The organism is uncultured Campylobacter sp. (assembly GCF_938017775.1).
Taxonomy (GTDB): domain Bacteria; phylum Campylobacterota; class Campylobacteria; order Campylobacterales; family Campylobacteraceae; genus Campylobacter_B.
The window spans coordinates 1-16,567 of record NZ_CALIIU010000034.1 but is presented as its reverse complement, the minus strand read 5'-3'; the positions used below and the strand labels follow the sequence as shown (position 1 = coordinate 16,567).

Genomic DNA, 16,567 nt, shown 5'->3' with positions numbered 1-16,567 from the left:
CGAGTTAAATTTAACGGGTCAAATTTTATCTCGCTTTTATTCCGCTTGATCCGATAGGTAAAATTTTATCCTTTTTCATCTCTTTTACGCTTTACGGACGAGCTTTAAAATTTATCCAAATTAAAATTTTACCGAAAGAAGCCGTGCGAAAATCATCGCTTTTTTTAATATCTCAGCGCCGTACTAGGGCGCAGTCAATGCCTGTAAGAGCTTAAAGACAAATCAGTTTGCTGATGGTCTGCTTGCGGTAAAATGCTTATGAAATTTTACTAGATTAAATAGCTACGTTAAATTTAAATAGCAGGTTTTAGAATTTTAAAATTTCGAGGAGTGGATTGAATAAATTTGAAATTTCGCCGATCTATCTTGTAAATTTATCGTCTAAATTTAGCCCTTGCTGCATTAAATTTAAGAGTCCGTGTAAATTTAGAGAGTTTAGATTGAAGCATTTAACAAGCAAGGGCTCGCTTGATAATGCATGATGGGAAAGAATAAATTTTTCGGGTTTAACGCTCTTTTTGCGTCATATACGAGGCAAAATAATACGGATGAGAAAGAGCGGAAAATACTCCGCTCTTTAAAGCTTTAGTTGGCGCTTAGATCAAATTTATACGCAGCTTGCAACCATATCTCATTCTCGTCGAACTTCCTATTTACGCCGCTAGCGTAGTGGTCGCTTCTCTCAAGCGCAGTGTAGGTTACGCCCAAGCTTAGCCCCTTAACGGCCTTAGGAGCGTAGTTTGCCGTTACCGCCCAGCCCTCTACGTCCATGCTGGTGCCGACCTTTTGGCCCGCAGCCCCGCTAGCATTGATATTATTCGTGCCGCCTACTCTGTCCTGATCGCCTTTTACGTAGTGTAGCGCGGTTTTGAAGCCATCCAAGCCGATAGCGCCGAAGTTGTAATCAAGCACGATCTTGTGCGTATCCATACCCGCATATCCTGTGAAGACGAACGGACCTCTAATAGGCAGAGCGGTGTATGATCCAGGGCCGTTGCCGACGCCCAAAATAACGGCATCGTCGTCGCTAACGGTCGTATAGGCATACGATAGACCGAATCCGAAAAACTCGCTAACCGAGACTCTTGCGCCGAACATATCGCCGTCAAGCCTTCTTGGCTCCAGCCCTCCGTCCACGCGCGAACCTTTGTAGTTAAGATCAAATCCCAGCTTTAAAATCTCGCCTACCGGCACTTTTACATTTGCCTCGGCAAGATACAAGCTAACGTCGCCGTCTTTTAACGCGTTAGCGGGTTTTACGTCCGTTACCGCTGCGTAAGCGCCGGTTAAAGTAGTATAAGGCAAGGATTTGTTTTGAACATATGCGGAGAAGATATTTTCAAATTTTACGGCGACCGGACCGGTCATATTACCCAGAATCACCATATCTTTAAACAAAGGAGCCTTTCCTTCGCCGGCTGGAGCGCCCATAGCGGTTTTGCTCCTTCCTTGGAATTTATAAAACCATCCGCCCCACAAGGTGGTATCGGGGATATCTTTATTAGATATCGCCACGCCCTCGAAAGCTTCTTTAAACGCCCTCGTATAGTTGCCTGCTACCAGCGGAGTAACGACATATTGTCTACCCGCCTTTATATCGGTATTTCCTATGCCGTATCCTAGGTATAATTCCGATAATACCGCACCCTTGGTATACCACTCCTTATCGTAGGCGGTCTTATTGCTTGAGCCTACATGATACGGCATCAACCAGCCTTGTCCGGTAAGCCCTATTCTAAAGCCGTAAAGAGGATCGGTAACGTATCCGAGCTCAAGACCCACGCCGAATGCCTCGTAGTCGTTATCGCCCGTAGCGGCTTCGCCTCTATTGCCTACGGTTTTATTGGCGTAAGTTGTCTTTACCGTTCCGCCAAGCTTACCGTTAGTGATCGCATCGGCTACGCTCTCCGCCGCGCTTAGCGAGGATACAGCACATGCGCAAACCGCAGCAGCTAAACTTAGTTTGATGAGTTTCATTCGAAATCTCCTTTCATAAAGATTTACAAATATTTATAAAATGAATTATATCAAACAATCTCGCTGTTAGCGATAAAAAAGGGGGAAATTTAAAATAAAATTACGCAACTTTGTAAAGATTAAATTAATGAATAGTGAAATTTATCGCCCGATTTATGATTTTATGATTTGACGAATATTTTCGGCTCGCGCTCCAACCTCGGCTCGAAGATAAAAGCGATCAAAATTTTAAAATTTCAAAAACGCCGAACCGAGCCGCCGAATAAAATTTTACCGAAATCAAAGAGTGAAATTCCGCCGCTTTTAAATTTTAAAATTTAAAAAGCGCGGTGAAGTTTGCCTGCAGAAATTTCTCTTTAAATTTAAAACGCGGCCACATAGATATATGCAGCCGCGCGGAATTTTACTAGCGGATCGAAGCTCTAAATTTAGATAATCTATAGAGCCTTTGCGATCAGCTCGTTTACGTTTTTGATAAACTCGCTCGGATTTTCAAGCTCCTGCCCCTCGCTAAGACGCGCCAGATCGTAGATTATCTCAGATACTTGCGGCAGCATCAGTTTATCGGTCTGCAGCTTTTTGATGATCTCGTGATCGGCGTTGATCTCCAAAATCGGCTTTATTGGCGGCAGATTGCGGTTTCCCATCTGTTTAAGCAGCTGCTGCGTCGCAAAATCGGGATCGTTCTCGTCAAAAACAAGGCAGGAAAGCGAGCCGCTTAGACGCGATGAAATTTTAACATCCTTGACGCGTTCGCCTAAAATTTCTTTGATCTTTGCGGCGATCTCTTTGGCTTGCGGCGTCGCGGCATCGTCGCTCGCAGCCTCCTGCTTGATCGAAGTCGCATTTTTAACCGGCGTCTTGTCAAACTCAAAAACGCCAGGCATCACGATCGTATCGATCTCATCGTCGCAGAGCAACACCTCCGTACCTTCGGCGTTAAATTTCTCGATCAGAGGCGAGCTTTTAAGCATCGCGGCGCTATTTCCCGCGATATAATAGATCTCTTTTTGCTCCGCGCCCATTTTTTCCTTATACTCGCTAAGCGTGATGAGCCCGTCTCGCAGGTTCGATTTAAAAAGGCAAAGCTTTAAAATTTCCTCTTTGTTTACGCCGAAGCCGTAAAGTCCCTCTTTCAAAACCTTGCCGAATAATTCGTAAAATTTTATGTATTTTTCCCGATCGTTCTGCAAAAGCCTCTGCAGCTCGGATAGAATTTTTTTCACACTCTGTTCGCGGACGTAGGCTAGAATTCGGTTTTCTTGTAAAATTTCGCGACTTACGTTTAGCGGCAGATCCTCGACGTCCATTATGCCGCGCACGAAGCGCAAGTAGCTAGGCAGCAGCTCTTTGGCGTCGTCGGTGATGAAAACGCGCTTGACGTAGAGCTTCACGCCGCTTTGATAATCGACGCGGTATAGATCGAAAGGCTCACTGCTCGGCACGTAAAAAAGCGTCGTGTACTCATGCGTGCCCTCGGCCTTGGTGTGGATGTAAAACAGCGGATCGCCGCTATCGTGGCTGATCTGCTTGTAAAATTCATTATAATCGCCCGGCTTTAGGCTGCTTTTCGGCAGCTGCCAAAGCGCACTAGCGCGGTTGATCTGGACGTTTTTGATTTCGCTATGTCCCTGCTCGCCCTCTTTTTGCGCGGGTACGTATTCTTCTTTATCCATAAAGATCGGGTAAGGGATGTGGTTGGAGTATTTTTTGATAATGCCTTCAAGCCTGTAGCCGTCCAAAAACTCCTCATCTTTCATATGCAAGATTATCATCGTGCCGAAGCTCTCTTTTTGCGCCTTTTCGATCGCGTAGTTGCTCGCGTCGCTGCTCCATTTATAGCCGTCCTGCGAGAGCGGCTTGCGGCTGATAACTTCGATACGATCCGCTACCATAAACGCCGAATAAAACCCGACGCCGAACTGCCCGATGAGGTTGCTGTCCTTTGCCGCATCGCCGCTAAGGCTCGCCATAAAGCCCTTCGTGCCGCTGCGCGCGATAGTGCCTAGATTGCTCTCTAGCTCGGCCTCGTCCATGCCGATGCCGTTGTCGCCGATGCTTAGCGTTTTGGCCTCTTTGTCGATCTTTATATCGATGCGCGGCACATACGAAAGCGCCTTGTAATCGTCATTCGTAAGGCTTAGATAGTTTAATTTATCCAGCGCGTCGCTTGCGTTTGAGATAAGCTCGCGCAGGAAAATCTCCTTGTTTGAATAAAGCGAATGGATCATCAAATTTAGCAGATCATTCACTTCGGTCTTAAATTTTTTCTTTGCCATTATGCGGTCCTTTTTAAAAATTTTGGCAGATTATATCATGGAGTGCTAATCTTGTCAAGAGTAGAATAAATAAACTTGATATGAATCCTATCAAGTTTTGTAAATTTATGCGCGTCCGAAGTATATAAAATTTAAACCTAGCTGTGGATAATCCTAGCAAGAACCCGTCTAAATTTGACGGCGTATTTACACTAAATTTGCAGATTTTTCTTGGTCATATTTTTTTGAAAAATTCAAAACAAAATGATATAATCCGCCTCGATTTCAATGCGATTTTTATGATAAAAGCGGGCGTTTGACTAAAACAAAATTTATCGAGCAAAAAAAAGGATTTCATTTGAATAACGAAGAAATTATACGGCGCATAAATGAGCTGAGAGAAAAGCGTGGCAAAAATTTAAAAAGCCCAAACGAAAATATCTGCGAGGCGGACGCTAATGCAGATCTGAATATGGACGCCGCCGTAAATCTGGTCGAAAAATCAGGCGCAGGTTCGGCCGTAAATTTAAGCCAAAAACCGAGCCCCAAGCCTTCCGTCGTTACTTTAATGGATGGGCAATCGATCAAAGACGCAGATCTCCGCGCTCCGCACAAAAATCGCTCTACGCCGAAAATGCTCCCTCTCGTCATCGTATGTATAGTCGCGGTTTTTATAGCGATAAAGGCACCTTTTCGCACGGAGGCTTTGAATGAAACCCAAATTCCGATCAATCAAGCAAATGAAGACGCGAATAAAAATCCTAAAGAAATTTCTATTCGCACCAAAGACGGTACTTTAAAAATGAAAAATCCCGTAAGATTTCGCGAAGATTGCGACGGCGGAGACGGCAATGCCTGCGCCGTGCTTTCGAGCCTGCTGCTATTAAATGGCGAAATTTCGCAAGATGGCGCCAAAGATCTGCTTAAAAAAGGCTGCTACGAGCTTAACGGCGGCGAAAGCTGCACGAAACTTGCAGGCTACGAGGATAGAGATTCGCAAGAGGGCAGAAAACTGTATAAAAAAGCATGCAAGCTCGGTAACGGCGAGGGCTGCTTTATGTTCGGTTACGTCGCGTATTTTGACGACAATGACAAGGAGGCGGGCGCGCAATACTTTGAGCGATCGTGCGAGTTGCGATTTGCGGAGGCGTGCTATTTTCTAGTGGGAATTTATTCAAATGATCCGGCAAAATCGCAAAGATATCAGGCTCTGTTTGAAAAATATCAACAAGAAAACGACGATGCAATAATCAGCTTTAGGCGCAGATAATTTTACGGCTCAAATGCACTTTTGCGCATTGCGCTTGCGGGTTTAAATTTGCGCAAATCAAAAAACGTCCGTCGCCTGCAAGCATACAAATTTCAAATTTTTACTCAAACCGAAGTGCCGCGTAAAATTTACGCAAACGCAAAAAGTAAAATTTAATCGGTTTAATAAATTTAAAGCCTCGCGCAGAGATCGCCTTAAATTTACGCAAGCTCATACTGTCCGGCGCGCTTTTAAATTTTACTCATTACGTCGCCAATGATCGCTTGCGCGCCGTTTCGATCCGCAAGCTCAAGCAGCCCTTTGCTCGCGCGCGCCACGTCAAAGCTCTCAATCAAGCTCAAAATCCGCTCGCCGCTTGCGTCCTGCTGGCGTAAAATTTCGCAAAGTCCGCGCTCTTTAAGAAATTTCGCGTTATAAAACTGATGATCCGCCGCCGCGAACGGAAACGGCACGAATATCGCCGGCAGGCCATTTGCGCAGAGCTCCCACAGCGTACTAGCGCCGCTGCGCCCGACGCAAAGATCGGCGCTTGCGATGAGCTCGTGCATGTTTTTGCAAAAGCCTACGAGCTGTACATCTAGGCCCTGCTGCGCGTAGGTCTGGGAGATACGCTTAAACTCGCGCTCGCCGCACTGATGGATCACGCCGTAGCCGAGGCTCAAAAGCTTGGGCGCAAGCTCCACGGCAAGCGAGTTGATAAAGCTCGCCCCCTGCGAGCCGCCCAAAAAGATGACCCTCTTAAGCGCCGTGCGCGGCCGCGCCGTCTCGAAAAAAATATCCGCGATCGGATAAGCAAACGCGGGCTTTTCATAGGAGCTGTAAAATGCGCGCGCAAATGGCCTCAGCAGGCGGTTGAGCCGCCCGCAAACGGCATTTTGCTCGTGGATAAAAAACGGCACGCGAGAAAGGATCGCCGCGATGGATGCGGGCGCCGAGCTGTATCCGCCCACGCTGATGAGCGCGCGGACGCCGTTTTGCTTTAAAATTTTACGCGCCGCAAGCGAGAGGCGCAGGATATTTAACAGCGAGGCTAGCTTGGCAAGGCCCTTTTTATCGACGACGCCCGAGCTTTGCAGAAAATAGGTGCGCGCAAAAAGCTCGCTATTTTCAAACCACGCGCGATCCTGCCCACGGTTTGAGCCAATAAAGATCGTCTCGGTGCCCTGCTTCGCAAGATGAGCGGCTAAATTTTTAGCGATTATCAGATGCCCGCCGGTACCGCCGCCGCTGATTGCTATGACCATACTTTTCCTTTAAATTTATAAAATTTTGCGCTTAAATTTAAGCCACGGCGCGCTTCAGCGTAGAATTTCAAACGCAAAATTCGGCTCTAAATTTACGCCTAAATTTAATCGCACTCGCTCCAAAGCCCGCAAAAGCCTTAAAATTTCGCCCTTTTCGACGCCATCAAAACGAGCCCCACCGCAAACGATGCCGCGAGCAGGTGGCTGCCGCCGTAGCTCAGAAACGGCACGGCGATACCCTTTACCGGCGAGATCGACGTGATGCCGTAGGAGTTGATAATGAACGAAAAGAAAAACATAAAGCCGATACCCAGGCAAAAGAGGAAATTTACGTTACTAGGCGACTTGCTCGCGGTCTGAAAGATGCGAAATAGCATCGCATAAAATAGCGCCACGATGAGCAAAATCCCGACAAACCCCCACTCCTCGGCAATACCTGCAAGCACGAAGTCTGTATGCACCTCGCTCAGATAGCCAAGCTTAAAGCTTCCCAGCCCAAGCCCCTGCCCGAAAAACTCGCCGTTGTTTATCGCATTTAGCGAGTGTCCGACCTGATACGGCGCGCTAGCGTCCTCTATACGCAGCCCGGCAGCTGTCTCCGGCGACATAAACGACAGTACGAAATCCTGCACGCCGCCCCACCACGAGCGCACGCGATCGACCCTGTGCGCGCTCGTGACGATAAAAACGTAAGCAAGCCCCAAAATCCCCATAAAGCTAAAGCCGATGAGCTTGAAGCTAGTGCCCGCAAAAAGCGACATAAAAATCATCGTAAGCCCCAGCACCGCGACCTGTCCCAGATCGTTTTGCACGATGGCGACTAGGATTACGACGAATCCAAAAAGCGCTACGTAAGGAAGCAGCGTCGCGATCTCGCGCCCGATGCTTTTTTTGGAGTGATCGAGCTTGCGCGAGAAGCTCCACGCCAAAAAGTAGATGAAGCCCACCTTGAAAAATTCCACCGGCGCGAGGTTAAAAAACGGCAGCCTGATCCAGCGCGCCGCGCCGTTAACATCGGCGACTAAGGACTTGGGCAAAAAGCCCATCGCGAGCATCAAAATCCCCATTATCGCAAAAAGCGACATGCACACCGGCGTTAGGCATTTATCGGGATCGGCGCGCGATACGATCCACATCACCGCGATGCACGCGATCCCCACCGCGCACTGACGATAAAAAAAATGCAGTGGCGTAGCGCCCAGCAGAAGCACCGTATATGAGCTCAGCGACAGCGAAAATATCATGCCGATCGTAATGAGCGCGCAGGTGAAGTAATATAGCCATTTATCGGTTCTCAATCATCTCTCCGTTTTAAAATTTATTCGCATTTACGCGCGCCGTGCACGCTTCGTCCGCCGCGCGAGCTCAAACCTCGCATTGCGCCCCTGCCGCACGGCCCGGATCGCGGCACTGCCTTTTAAAAAGCGTACGGCACGACCACGTATTGTCTTTTGGCACGCAATGCGATTATGCGTCTTTGACGTGCGGCGCGAATTTTATTCTCGCACATAGGCGGCTTTATGGCATGCGCTGCGAGATACCGCGCCGAAAAGCACGTCCCGCACCACCTTTTAAGTACACATTCTTCTTGCACAAAGCGGCTTTCGGCACGTTATAGCATGGTCACAAGCCGCGACTATACAAAATTGCACATGGGCGTTCGTGCTGCAAATCAGCTGCCACGCACGACAAGCCAATACTAATACTCCGGCAACTTCTCCCGCTCGCGCAACTTCAAACGCTTCATACCGGCAAGGCGCGATTTAAAATTTTGATTCGCTGCGGTAAATTCAAAATTTCAAAATTTCAAAATTTCAAAATTTAAAAGCCCAAAAAGAAGCAAAATTTTAAAATTTAAATTCTACCGAGTTTTGTAAATTTATAAAATTTAAAATCGCAAAATTTTTAGCGCTCAATTTTTAAATTTTAAAACCATCCTATTTTCTACTCCGCTTGCACTTTAAAATTTCACGCCGCGGTTTAAATTTGGCGCCAAGAACACAGCGCGCAATTTAGCTGCGCCTTAAATTTCAATTCGTTTTAAAAAACGATGCGTCGTAAACGCAAGCTGCAAAACACGCTGTTCACATCCACCGAGCACTACTTGAAGTGCCTACCATACCGCAAAACTTCGATCACATCCTCGCATCCGTATAAACCGTCCGCCTTTCCGCAGCCACAGAAGCACAAGCGCGAGCTGCAGAACGCGCAAATTTTAAAATTTAAAATCCACCATACAGATCAAAAAATTTTAAAATTCCACCGCTTCAAATCCGATAAATTTTAAAATTTCACCGACGCAGATCGATTAAATTTTAAAAATTCTGGCACCTATAAATCTAATAAATTTCAAAATTTCGCCGCTTAAATTTCATCGAAATTTTAAAGCTTACTTGATTATGTCACGCTGACCTTTAGCGTTGATCTCGCTTAAAACGCCCATCTGTTCGAGCTGCTCGATGATCGTCGCGGCGCGGTTGTATCCGATGCGCAAGCGGCGCTGCAGGTAGCTGATCGAGGTCTTCTCCTCCTCCAAAACGATCGCTTTCGCCTCGTTGTAAAGCTCGTCAAGCACGATATTTTGCGGATTGATTATGCCGCCTTCTTGCTTGGCGCCCTCGTTTTCGATCAAAAATCGCTCGTCATAAACGACGCTTTCTTGCGCTTTTAAAAATTCCGCGATCTTGTTGATCTCATTCTCGGTCGTAAACGGCGCGTGCAGGCGGATGAGCCCTGGCGCGGTAGGCGGCGTAAAGAGCATATCGCCACGCCCAAGTAGGCTGTCCGCGCCCATCTGATCCAAAATCACCTTGCTATCGACTTTCGAGCCCACGCGGAAGCTGATGCGGCTAGGCAGATTCGCCTTTATCAGCCCCGTGACGACGTCCACGCTAGGGCGCTGCGTCGCCACGATGAGATGGATACCGCTGGCGCGCGCCATCTGCGCCAGACGCGCGATGTAGTGCTCCACATCCTTGCCGCTCGTCATCATCAGATCCGCGAGCTCATCGATGATAACGACGATGTAAGGCAAAATTTCGCCACCCTCGCGCAGCATCTTTTCGTTGTAGTTGTCGATATTTTTCGTCCTGTTTTGCGCCATGAGCGAGTAGCGCTGCTCCATCTCGGCGACAAGGTTGCTTAGCGCGATGATCGCCTGCTTAGGCTGCGTGATGACGGGCGTTAGCAGGTGCGGGATGTCGTTGTAGATGCTAAACTCGAGCATCTTGGGATCGATCATTATTAGGCGCAGGCTCTTGGGTGAGTTGCGATACAAAAGACTAAGCAGCATGGCGTTGATGCCCACGCTCTTGCCGCTTCCGGTGGTGCCTGCGATGAGAAGGTGCGGCAGCTTTTTAAGATCGGTGACGAAGGGCTGGCCCACGATGTCCTTGCCAAGCACGATGGTAAGGGGACTGGAGGCGCTTTTAAATACGTCGCTTTCTAAAATTTCGCGCAGATAGATCGTATCGATATTTTGATTCGGAATCTCGATGCCTACGACGTCTTTGCCAGGAACCGGCGCTTGGATGCGGATGGTCTGCGCCCGAAGAGCCATCGCGAGATCGTCTTGCAGCGTTAGAATTTTACTTACCTTGATGTGCGCGGCGGGGCGAAACTCAAAGGTCGTAACGACCGGGCCCGAGTAGGTTCGCACCACGTCGCCGTCGATCTTAAATTTACGCAGCTTATCGAGCAGGTCGTAAATTTTACGATCGATCTCGCTCTCGTCGATATTGCTTTTCTTTTTCGGCGGCGGGTTTAAAAAATCAAGCGGCGGTAGCTTAAAATCCTTGGGCTTAGCCATCCTGCCCTTATCGAGCTGATCCAAAAGCCTTTTGTTTTCGGCGACCTCGCTTAGGCGCTCGACCCTTTTTAGCCTGCTCGGCTTTCCCTTCTGCGGCATTTTAAGCTCGCGTTCAGCGGAAGCCTGCGGACCCTGCGCGTCACCGAAATTCTGCTCAGACTCAGGCTCGTGAGCATCGTTTAAATTTTGAAAATTTTGCCCGCCTTCAAAACCGCGCCCGCTTGCACCCTGCTCCGCAAAATTACCCTGTTTCGCTGAATTGTCCTCTGCGCTCAAAGAGTTATCCAAAGCGTTAAAATTTTCCGCACCTCTCAAGCCTTGCGCAGACGAATACCTTGCGAGCCCGCCTCTTTGTGCTGTATCCGCATCGCTAGCAAAATTATCCCCAATTTCATCCTGCGAGCTTTCATCTCTTGAGCCAATAAAGCAGTTTTTGATGATGTCGGTAAAACGATCTTCAAATATAAGCACTAGCGAAAGCACAAAAATCGTAATATTAAAAATCCACACGCCGACGCTTCCAATCATTCGCCTAAGTCCGTCCACCGCGAAGCTGCCGACTGCTCCGCCGCTAGCGCCAAAGAGACTCGACTGCACCATCAAAATTGTAAAAAATAGCAAAATGGCTCCGATGCTAAACTCAAAAAATCTAAAGTCAAAACCGCGAAAATGCTTATAGGCTACGTATGCCAAAGCGAGCAAAAATAGCGGATAGATGTATGCAAAATAGCCGAATAGCTGGGTATTAAACGAGCGGATGGCGTTGCCTGCGCTGCCTACAAGCGCGGAATCGGGCGCAATAGTAGCAAGCCCAAAAAATATTATGATAGCCGATACGACGATAAAATATACTTCTTTAACTATGATTGATCCTTAAATTTAAAGCGGTATTTTAGCCAAACGAAGGTTAAAATTTTATTTGAAGGATGAAATTTTAATGCTTTGATAAAATTCCGCGCCCTCGCAGGCGCGGAATTAAAGGGGTTAATTTTTGACGGCTTTGCCCAGATCCCACATAGGCATAAAGATACCAAGAGCCAAAAGAAGAACCATGCCCGCCATAAAAAATAGCATGATCGGCTCGACGTAGCTTGAGATATTATCGATGATATCGTCGAATTTCTCTTTATAATAATCCGTGACATTGCCAAGCATCTTATCGAGGTTACCGGCCTGCTCGCCCGCGCTGATCATCTGAATAAGCATACTCTCATAAAGCCCTGTATTGTTAAACGCCTCTGTTAGGCTCACGCCCTGCTGCACGGCGATTTTAACGGTAGAGAGCTTCTCTTTTAAAGTATGATTATCCACCATTAAAACAGATGTATCTAGTGCATCTGCGATAGGAATACCCGCTCGCACAAGCTCTGTAAAAATAAGCATAAATCGCGACATCGTCGAGAAAAATATGATCTTACCGAATAGATAGACCCTTAAAATCGTCTTGTCAAAGCCTTTTTTAAACTCAGGGTTATTGCGATATGCCCATCTAAGAGCTATGATAGTGCCTATGATGCCCGCTAAAACAAAAATTCCATAATTATTAAGAGTGCTTTCGATACCAAGTAGAATTCTAGTAGGTAGTGGCAAATCCGCGCCCAAATCCTCAAAAATCTCGCGGAATTTCGGCACGACATACATCATCAAAACCGAAAACGCAATTGCCATAACGATCATAAGGATCATAGGATAACGCATCGCCTTTTTAAATTTACGCTGGTTTTCCCAAAGCTCTTGAAGCATAGCGGCAAGCTTGGCTAGAGACTCTGCCATATTACCGGTTGCTTCGCCCAGACTTACCATCGCAACGACGACATCACCGAGCTGTCCTCTAAATTTCTCCGTAGATTCGGTAAGACTAAGACCTGCGTTAAGATCGTCGTTCATCGCGCTGAAAATTTCTTTTAGTGTCTTATCCTCTGCCGCCCTTGCAACCTCTTTGATCGAGTCGTGGATTGAAATTCCCGCATTTGTCATAACCGAAAGCTGACGGATCGACGCTACTAACGGCAGTGTTCTAACTCTTCCGCTACCACCTAGCATGCGCGAAACCTGCGCCTTAAAATCGCCGCCCGTATTGGCTACGACTTGGGTTTCACCTCTTTTTACGATCGTCCCGCCTACGCGCTGCTTCATGAGGTTGTTTGCTTGCACCTTATCGCTAGCTTGCAAAAACATCTTCCTTCTTGCGCCCTTGGCGTTGTATTCAACTTCTAATTGCTTTTTCATTGTTTAGCCACCCTATAAATTTCTTCTATACTAGTTACTCCGCGCGCAGCACGTATAACACCATCTTCAAACATATCTATAAAACCCTCCTCCTTCGCCAAGGCCCTCATATCGTCCTTTGAGCCGCCGTTAGCGATCAAGCTTTGCATTTTATCGGTAATAGGTAAAATTTCACTAATCATCTCACGCCCCATATAGCCCGTCTGACCGCATTGATCGCAACCTACGGCCTTAAAAAATGTGTATTTTTCAGGCAAAAATTCCTTCAGCTGATCAAGCATCGATTTAGGCAGATTCGTAGGCTGCTTGCAGTGCGGGCAAAGCTTTCGCACGAGACGCTGTGCCTCTACTGCAATGAGCGCACCACTTATGAGGTAGGCCTCTATACCCATATCCACTATTCGCGGGATCGCACTAACGGCGTCGTTGGTGTGTAGGGTTGAGAAAACCAAGTGTCCAGTAAGAGCAGCCTGGATCGCGATCCTAAGGGTCTCTTGATCACGGATCTCACCGATCATTATGATGTCGGGGTCTTGTCTTAAGATCGAGCGCAATGCTGAAGCAAAGGTAAGACCTGCTTTTTCGTTAACTTGGACTTGTTGGATTAAATTTACTTGATACTCGACTGGATCTTCTACGGTAATAACCTTAGTATCGATATTTTTAATATCGTTTAGCGCTGCATATAGCGTCGTAGACTTACCGCTTCCCGTAGGTCCGGTAACCAAGATAATACCATATGGAGCCTTCATAGCGTTATTAAATTTCTTAAAGCTATCAGGGTGCATACCGAGCTTTTCCAGACTTATGATAACCTTGGATTTATCGAGGATACGCATAACGGTAGATTCGCCATTGATAATAGGCAGTGTCGAAATACGGAAGTCGTATTCGCGACCTGAAATTTTCATACTAAACCTGCCGTCCTGCGGCTTACGGCGCTCGGCGATATCCATATTTGAAAGTAGCTTCAATCGGCTTACTAGCGGTGGATAGATATCCTTATCAAAGATAAAAATTTCAGCGAGCATTCCGTCGATTCTGGTACGTACGACGCAGTTATTCTCGGTCGGCTCGATGTGAATATCGCTACCGCGCATCTTAATAGACTGGCTGATTATCATCTCAATGAGCTTCAAAATCGCCGAGGTATCATCGCTGCTTCCGCTACCGCCGGTGTTGGCGAGCTCTTTGCGGATCTCCGCTACGAGCCCCTTAATACTCTCTGAAAGCTCAAGCTTAGATAGATATTTATTTACTTGATTTGGATCGGCTACTACGATTTTAAGCAGCTGTTTACTAAACATAGCCTGCGCCTTATCTTGCGACTCAAGATTAAACGGATCAGAAAAAGCAACGTAAATATTCAGATCATCCGCTTTAACAGGTATCACGCCGTATCTTTTAAGCTGTGCGGTAGGAGTGCGTTCCGATAGCCTAAAATCTATGTCGATATCGTCTAAATTCATATACGACAGGTTCATTTTCTTGGCTAGAATTTGCAAAAATTCCTTCGGATCCATCGAAAATTTTTCGCTTATATCGTCAAATTCTATCTGACGACGCTTGTATAACTCAACTAAAATCGAGCAAAAATCATCCTGGCTTAGATAGTTATCTCCGACTAAAACCTCGCCTAGCGTCAAGCCGATATCCATCTTATCTTTGATTTCCGGAACAACGGTGCTAGTAAGGATATTATTTCGTATTAAAATCGCAACAATCTGCTCTTCAATCTTCGTCATCGCAATCACCAATAAATTTTAATCGAGCTAAGCTTATCGCCAGCATAAATTGCAATTACCATCTTTTTTACCTCTTCCTCTTCTTTGATAAAAAGCTCGGCACGCTCGCCGTTTTCTAGGGTAAAGACATACGTATCACTCTTTTTTACGTATGCTCTCTCCGTAAATTTATCAAAAATTTCAGACAAAATATAATTAATTTTAGGCGTTCTTATGTAGCTTATGTCTACGCCGTCGCAAAGCGCCAAATAAAGCATCTTTTTTTGAAAAATTATGGTCGAATAAAGAGAAGCATTCTCGCGAGCCTCTTTCGTCTTATAAAGCATCACCGTAGGCACGACGAGCTCATTTACTTTATCCATTTTCAGGCATGCCTTGGCATACATATTCGCAAGCGCCTCGCTCTGCTCCTCGATGAATAAATTTCGCACGCTTTCTTGGCAGATGCGGTTATACTGACCGATCTGATCCCAGTTGCGCACGTCATCGGCGCTAACTGCAAATAACGACGCGATCGCAAAAGCTAAAATATATAAAATTTTCATAGTTTATCGCTTCTTATCTTTGAAATGAGGTTAGAAATTTCGCTATTTTTCGCCTTTGCATTAAAGGTCTCAAGAGCGTAAAGCGCGTCTTCTTTACGACCCTTTTTATAATTGGCTTTAGCAAAAATTATCCAGCTGGCGACGTTGTCCTTATCAAGCTCATTTGACGTAAGAGCCCATTTGATCGCATTATCGTAGTCTTTCTTATTATACGCTTCTTCAGCTAGCGATAGCGAATACTCAATCTTATTCGTCGCGTAAAATTTACTCTCCAAGCTCTGCTTATCTTCGCTTAAATTTGAAGTTTTTATCTCAATTCTGGAACTTAGCGGAGCGCTACTTGCGGTATTTGTAGAACCTCCAGAGAAATTTGATTTAGGCGGCAATGGAGCACGCCCAAAATCTATAACCTCGTTTTTAGGCGGCTGATTTGCAAAAGCTGCGTTATTGGTATTAGGCACATTAAATGTAGGAGCATTTTGATTGCCAAAATTCTGATTGCCAAAATTTTGACCGCCGAAATTTTGCGCCTGAGCCTGCCCGCCATAGTTTCCGCCATTTTCGTAATTATTGGTTATCTTAAACCCACCGGAATCCTCGCTGGATAGTACACCCACGTCGTTTAAATTTAAACTTGGGCGTTCCTTTTCGTGCTTAGAAGTACGAGCAACTTTCGGCGCGCTAATGTTGTAATCCTCTTTGGAGATATTATTTTGCACTGCAAGATCTGCCGCCTGCTGCTCGGCATCATTAGTAGAATTTGAAGCACCGCCCTTGTCCTCAATATTTTGATTGATACTTGCCATACTGACGCTATCACTATCTTTAAGCAGCCAAAATATCGCTCCGATCGCAACCGAGATCAATATCAAAAGCCCCAAAATCGTCTTGTCAAATCTCAATACGAAATTCGGCTTAGATTTCAAAAAGGAAAACTGCTTTCTGTTTTTGTTATACTCTTCCCATTTTTTTTCAAGTTCGTTTACTTCGTAAAATTCAAGCATTTATTATCCCCGAGCCTATCGCTGCCATCTCTATAATTTTATTATTAATCTGCGAAAAACTAATTTCCGTAGGTTTATTTATCTCGTAATACTCAAAAAGCTCATACATCTTATACATAAGCTTGTTGATATTTCTCATATTGCCGTCCGTTAAATTTAAAATCAAATCGAAATTATCGTCACTAAACATAAAATAGTATTGTTGAAAGCCATGAAGCACAAGCTTCTTTTCAATATACAGCTTGACTTCGCCTAAATTTGAATTAGGAAGCTCGATGCTCTCCCAAATTCTGGTTTTAAAATAATCCTTTGCGAGGCGATCTTCCTCGTCCGTCTTATGAACCGTAAATAAAAATTTAAATAGTCTCGTATCTGCCATAAGGCGAATTTTTTCTATCAAATTTCCAGGATATAGCTGAGCTTCGTCGAGCAAAATAACGACCTGCTCTACCGCTCCGACATTGATAGAGATGCCAAATCTCTCTCT

Annotated in this window: 12 protein-coding genes and 1 pseudogene; 3 read left to right on the top strand and 10 right to left on the bottom strand. The window is 45.9% G+C overall.

What is annotated here, in order from left to right; all coding sequences use genetic code 11:
• Positions 1 to 335 precede the first annotated feature (335 nt).
• Positions 336 to 482 (top strand): hypothetical protein, encoded by a 147-nt coding sequence (locus Q0537_RS05215; protein ID WP_299225652.1) that lies wholly within the window; start codon positions 336 to 338, stop codon positions 480 to 482.
• A 103-nt stretch (positions 483 to 585) separates the two neighbouring features.
• Here Q0537_RS05215 and Q0537_RS05210 read toward each other — a convergent pair whose 3' ends face one another.
• Positions 586 to 1,977, bottom strand: a complete 1,392-nt coding sequence (locus tag Q0537_RS05210; protein ID WP_299225651.1) for an OprD family outer membrane porin — start codon at positions 1,975 to 1,977, stop codon at positions 586 to 588.
• A 437-nt stretch (positions 1,978 to 2,414) separates the two neighbouring features.
• The gene (htpG, locus tag Q0537_RS05205; protein WP_299225650.1) at positions 2,415 to 4,256 is read right to left on the bottom strand and encodes a molecular chaperone HtpG; all 1,842 of its coding nucleotides are present in this window, start codon (positions 4,254 to 4,256) and stop codon (positions 2,415 to 2,417) included.
• Between the two features lie 337 nt (positions 4,257 to 4,593).
• On the opposite strand from htpG, the gene Q0537_RS05200 reads away from it, so the two are divergent.
• Positions 4,594 to 5,505, top strand: a complete 912-nt coding sequence (locus Q0537_RS05200; protein ID WP_299225648.1) for a hypothetical protein — start codon at positions 4,594 to 4,596, stop codon at positions 5,503 to 5,505.
• A 230-nt stretch (positions 5,506 to 5,735) separates the two neighbouring features.
• Here the strand turns inward: Q0537_RS05200 and Q0537_RS05195 are convergent, their stop codons facing one another.
• Both Q0537_RS05195 and Q0537_RS05190 read right to left on the bottom strand, forming a co-directional pair.
• Entirely contained in the window at positions 5,736 to 6,749 is a 1,014-nt protein-coding gene (locus Q0537_RS05195; protein WP_299225646.1) for a UDP-N-acetylglucosamine--N-acetylmuramyl-(pentapeptide) pyrophosphoryl-undecaprenol N-acetylglucosamine transferase, read from the bottom strand.
• Positions 6,750 to 6,886: 137 nt separating this feature from the next.
• On the bottom strand, positions 6,887 to 8,047 hold the full coding sequence (locus Q0537_RS05190; protein WP_177389148.1) for an FtsW/RodA/SpoVE family cell cycle protein: 1,161 nt from the start codon (positions 8,045 to 8,047) through the stop codon (positions 6,887 to 6,889).
• 806 nt (positions 8,048 to 8,853) lie between these two features.
• On the opposite strand from Q0537_RS05190, the gene Q0537_RS05185 reads away from it, so the two are divergent.
• On the top strand, positions 8,854 to 9,036 hold the full coding sequence (locus Q0537_RS05185) for a hypothetical protein (RefSeq protein WP_299225645.1): 183 nt from the start codon (positions 8,854 to 8,856) through the stop codon (positions 9,034 to 9,036).
• Between the two features lie 102 nt (positions 9,037 to 9,138).
• Here the strand turns inward: Q0537_RS05185 and Q0537_RS05180 are convergent, their stop codons facing one another.
• The 6 genes and pseudogenes from Q0537_RS05180 to Q0537_RS05155 all read right to left on the bottom strand — a co-directional run.
• Entirely contained in the window at positions 9,139 to 11,382 is a 2,244-nt protein-coding gene (locus tag Q0537_RS05180; RefSeq protein WP_299225655.1) for a DNA translocase FtsK, read from the bottom strand.
• 159 nt (positions 11,383 to 11,541) lie between these two features.
• Positions 11,542 to 12,786, bottom strand: coding sequence for a type II secretion system F family protein (locus Q0537_RS05175; protein ID WP_299225644.1), 1,245 nt, complete (start codon positions 12,784 to 12,786; stop codon positions 11,542 to 11,544).
• On the bottom strand, positions 12,783 to 14,531 hold the full coding sequence (locus Q0537_RS05170) for a GspE/PulE family protein (RefSeq protein ID WP_040303655.1): 1,749 nt from the start codon (positions 14,529 to 14,531) through the stop codon (positions 12,783 to 12,785). The genes Q0537_RS05175 and Q0537_RS05170 overlap by 4 nt, the downstream gene beginning before the upstream one ends.
• A gap of 5 nt (positions 14,532 to 14,536) precedes the next feature.
• Positions 14,537 to 15,076: a hypothetical protein gene (locus Q0537_RS05165; RefSeq protein WP_177389145.1), complete on the bottom strand. Its 540-nt coding sequence runs from the start codon at positions 15,074 to 15,076 to the stop codon at positions 14,537 to 14,539.
• Positions 15,073 to 16,080 carry a hypothetical protein gene (locus Q0537_RS05160; RefSeq protein ID WP_299225642.1) on the bottom strand — a complete coding sequence of 336 codons (1,008 nt, stop codon included), beginning with the start codon at positions 16,078 to 16,080 and terminating at the stop codon, positions 15,073 to 15,075. Before Q0537_RS05160 ends, Q0537_RS05165 begins: the two co-directional genes overlap by 4 nt.
• A pseudogene (locus Q0537_RS05155) lies at positions 16,073 to 16,567 on the bottom strand (AAA family ATPase); the annotation flags it as partial. The pseudogene Q0537_RS05155 and the gene Q0537_RS05160, both read right to left, overlap by 8 nt.

Excerpts from the sequence above, each read along its gene's own strand:
- Q0537_RS05210 (WP_299225651.1), bottom strand. The coding sequence starts at position 1,977 with ATGAAACTCATCAAACTAAGTTTAGCTGCTGCGGTTTGCGCATGTGCT.
- htpG (WP_299225650.1), bottom strand. The coding sequence starts at position 4,256 with ATGGCAAAGAAAAAATTTAAGACCGAAGTGAATGATCTGCTAAATTTG.
- Q0537_RS05195 (WP_299225646.1), bottom strand. The coding sequence starts at position 6,749 with ATGGTCATAGCAATCAGCGGCGGCGGTACCGGCGGGCATCTGATAATC.
- Q0537_RS05175 (WP_299225644.1), bottom strand. The coding sequence starts at position 12,786 with ATGAAAAAGCAATTAGAAGTTGAATACAACGCCAAGGGCGCAAGAAGG.
- Q0537_RS05170 (WP_040303655.1), bottom strand. The coding sequence starts at position 14,531 with ATGACGAAGATTGAAGAGCAGATTGTTGCGATTTTAATACGAAATAAT.
- Q0537_RS05165 (WP_177389145.1), bottom strand. The coding sequence starts at position 15,076 with ATGAAAATTTTATATATTTTAGCTTTTGCGATCGCGTCGTTATTTGCA.
- Q0537_RS05160 (WP_299225642.1), bottom strand. The coding sequence starts at position 16,080 with ATGCTTGAATTTTACGAAGTAAACGAACTTGAAAAAAAATGGGAAGAG.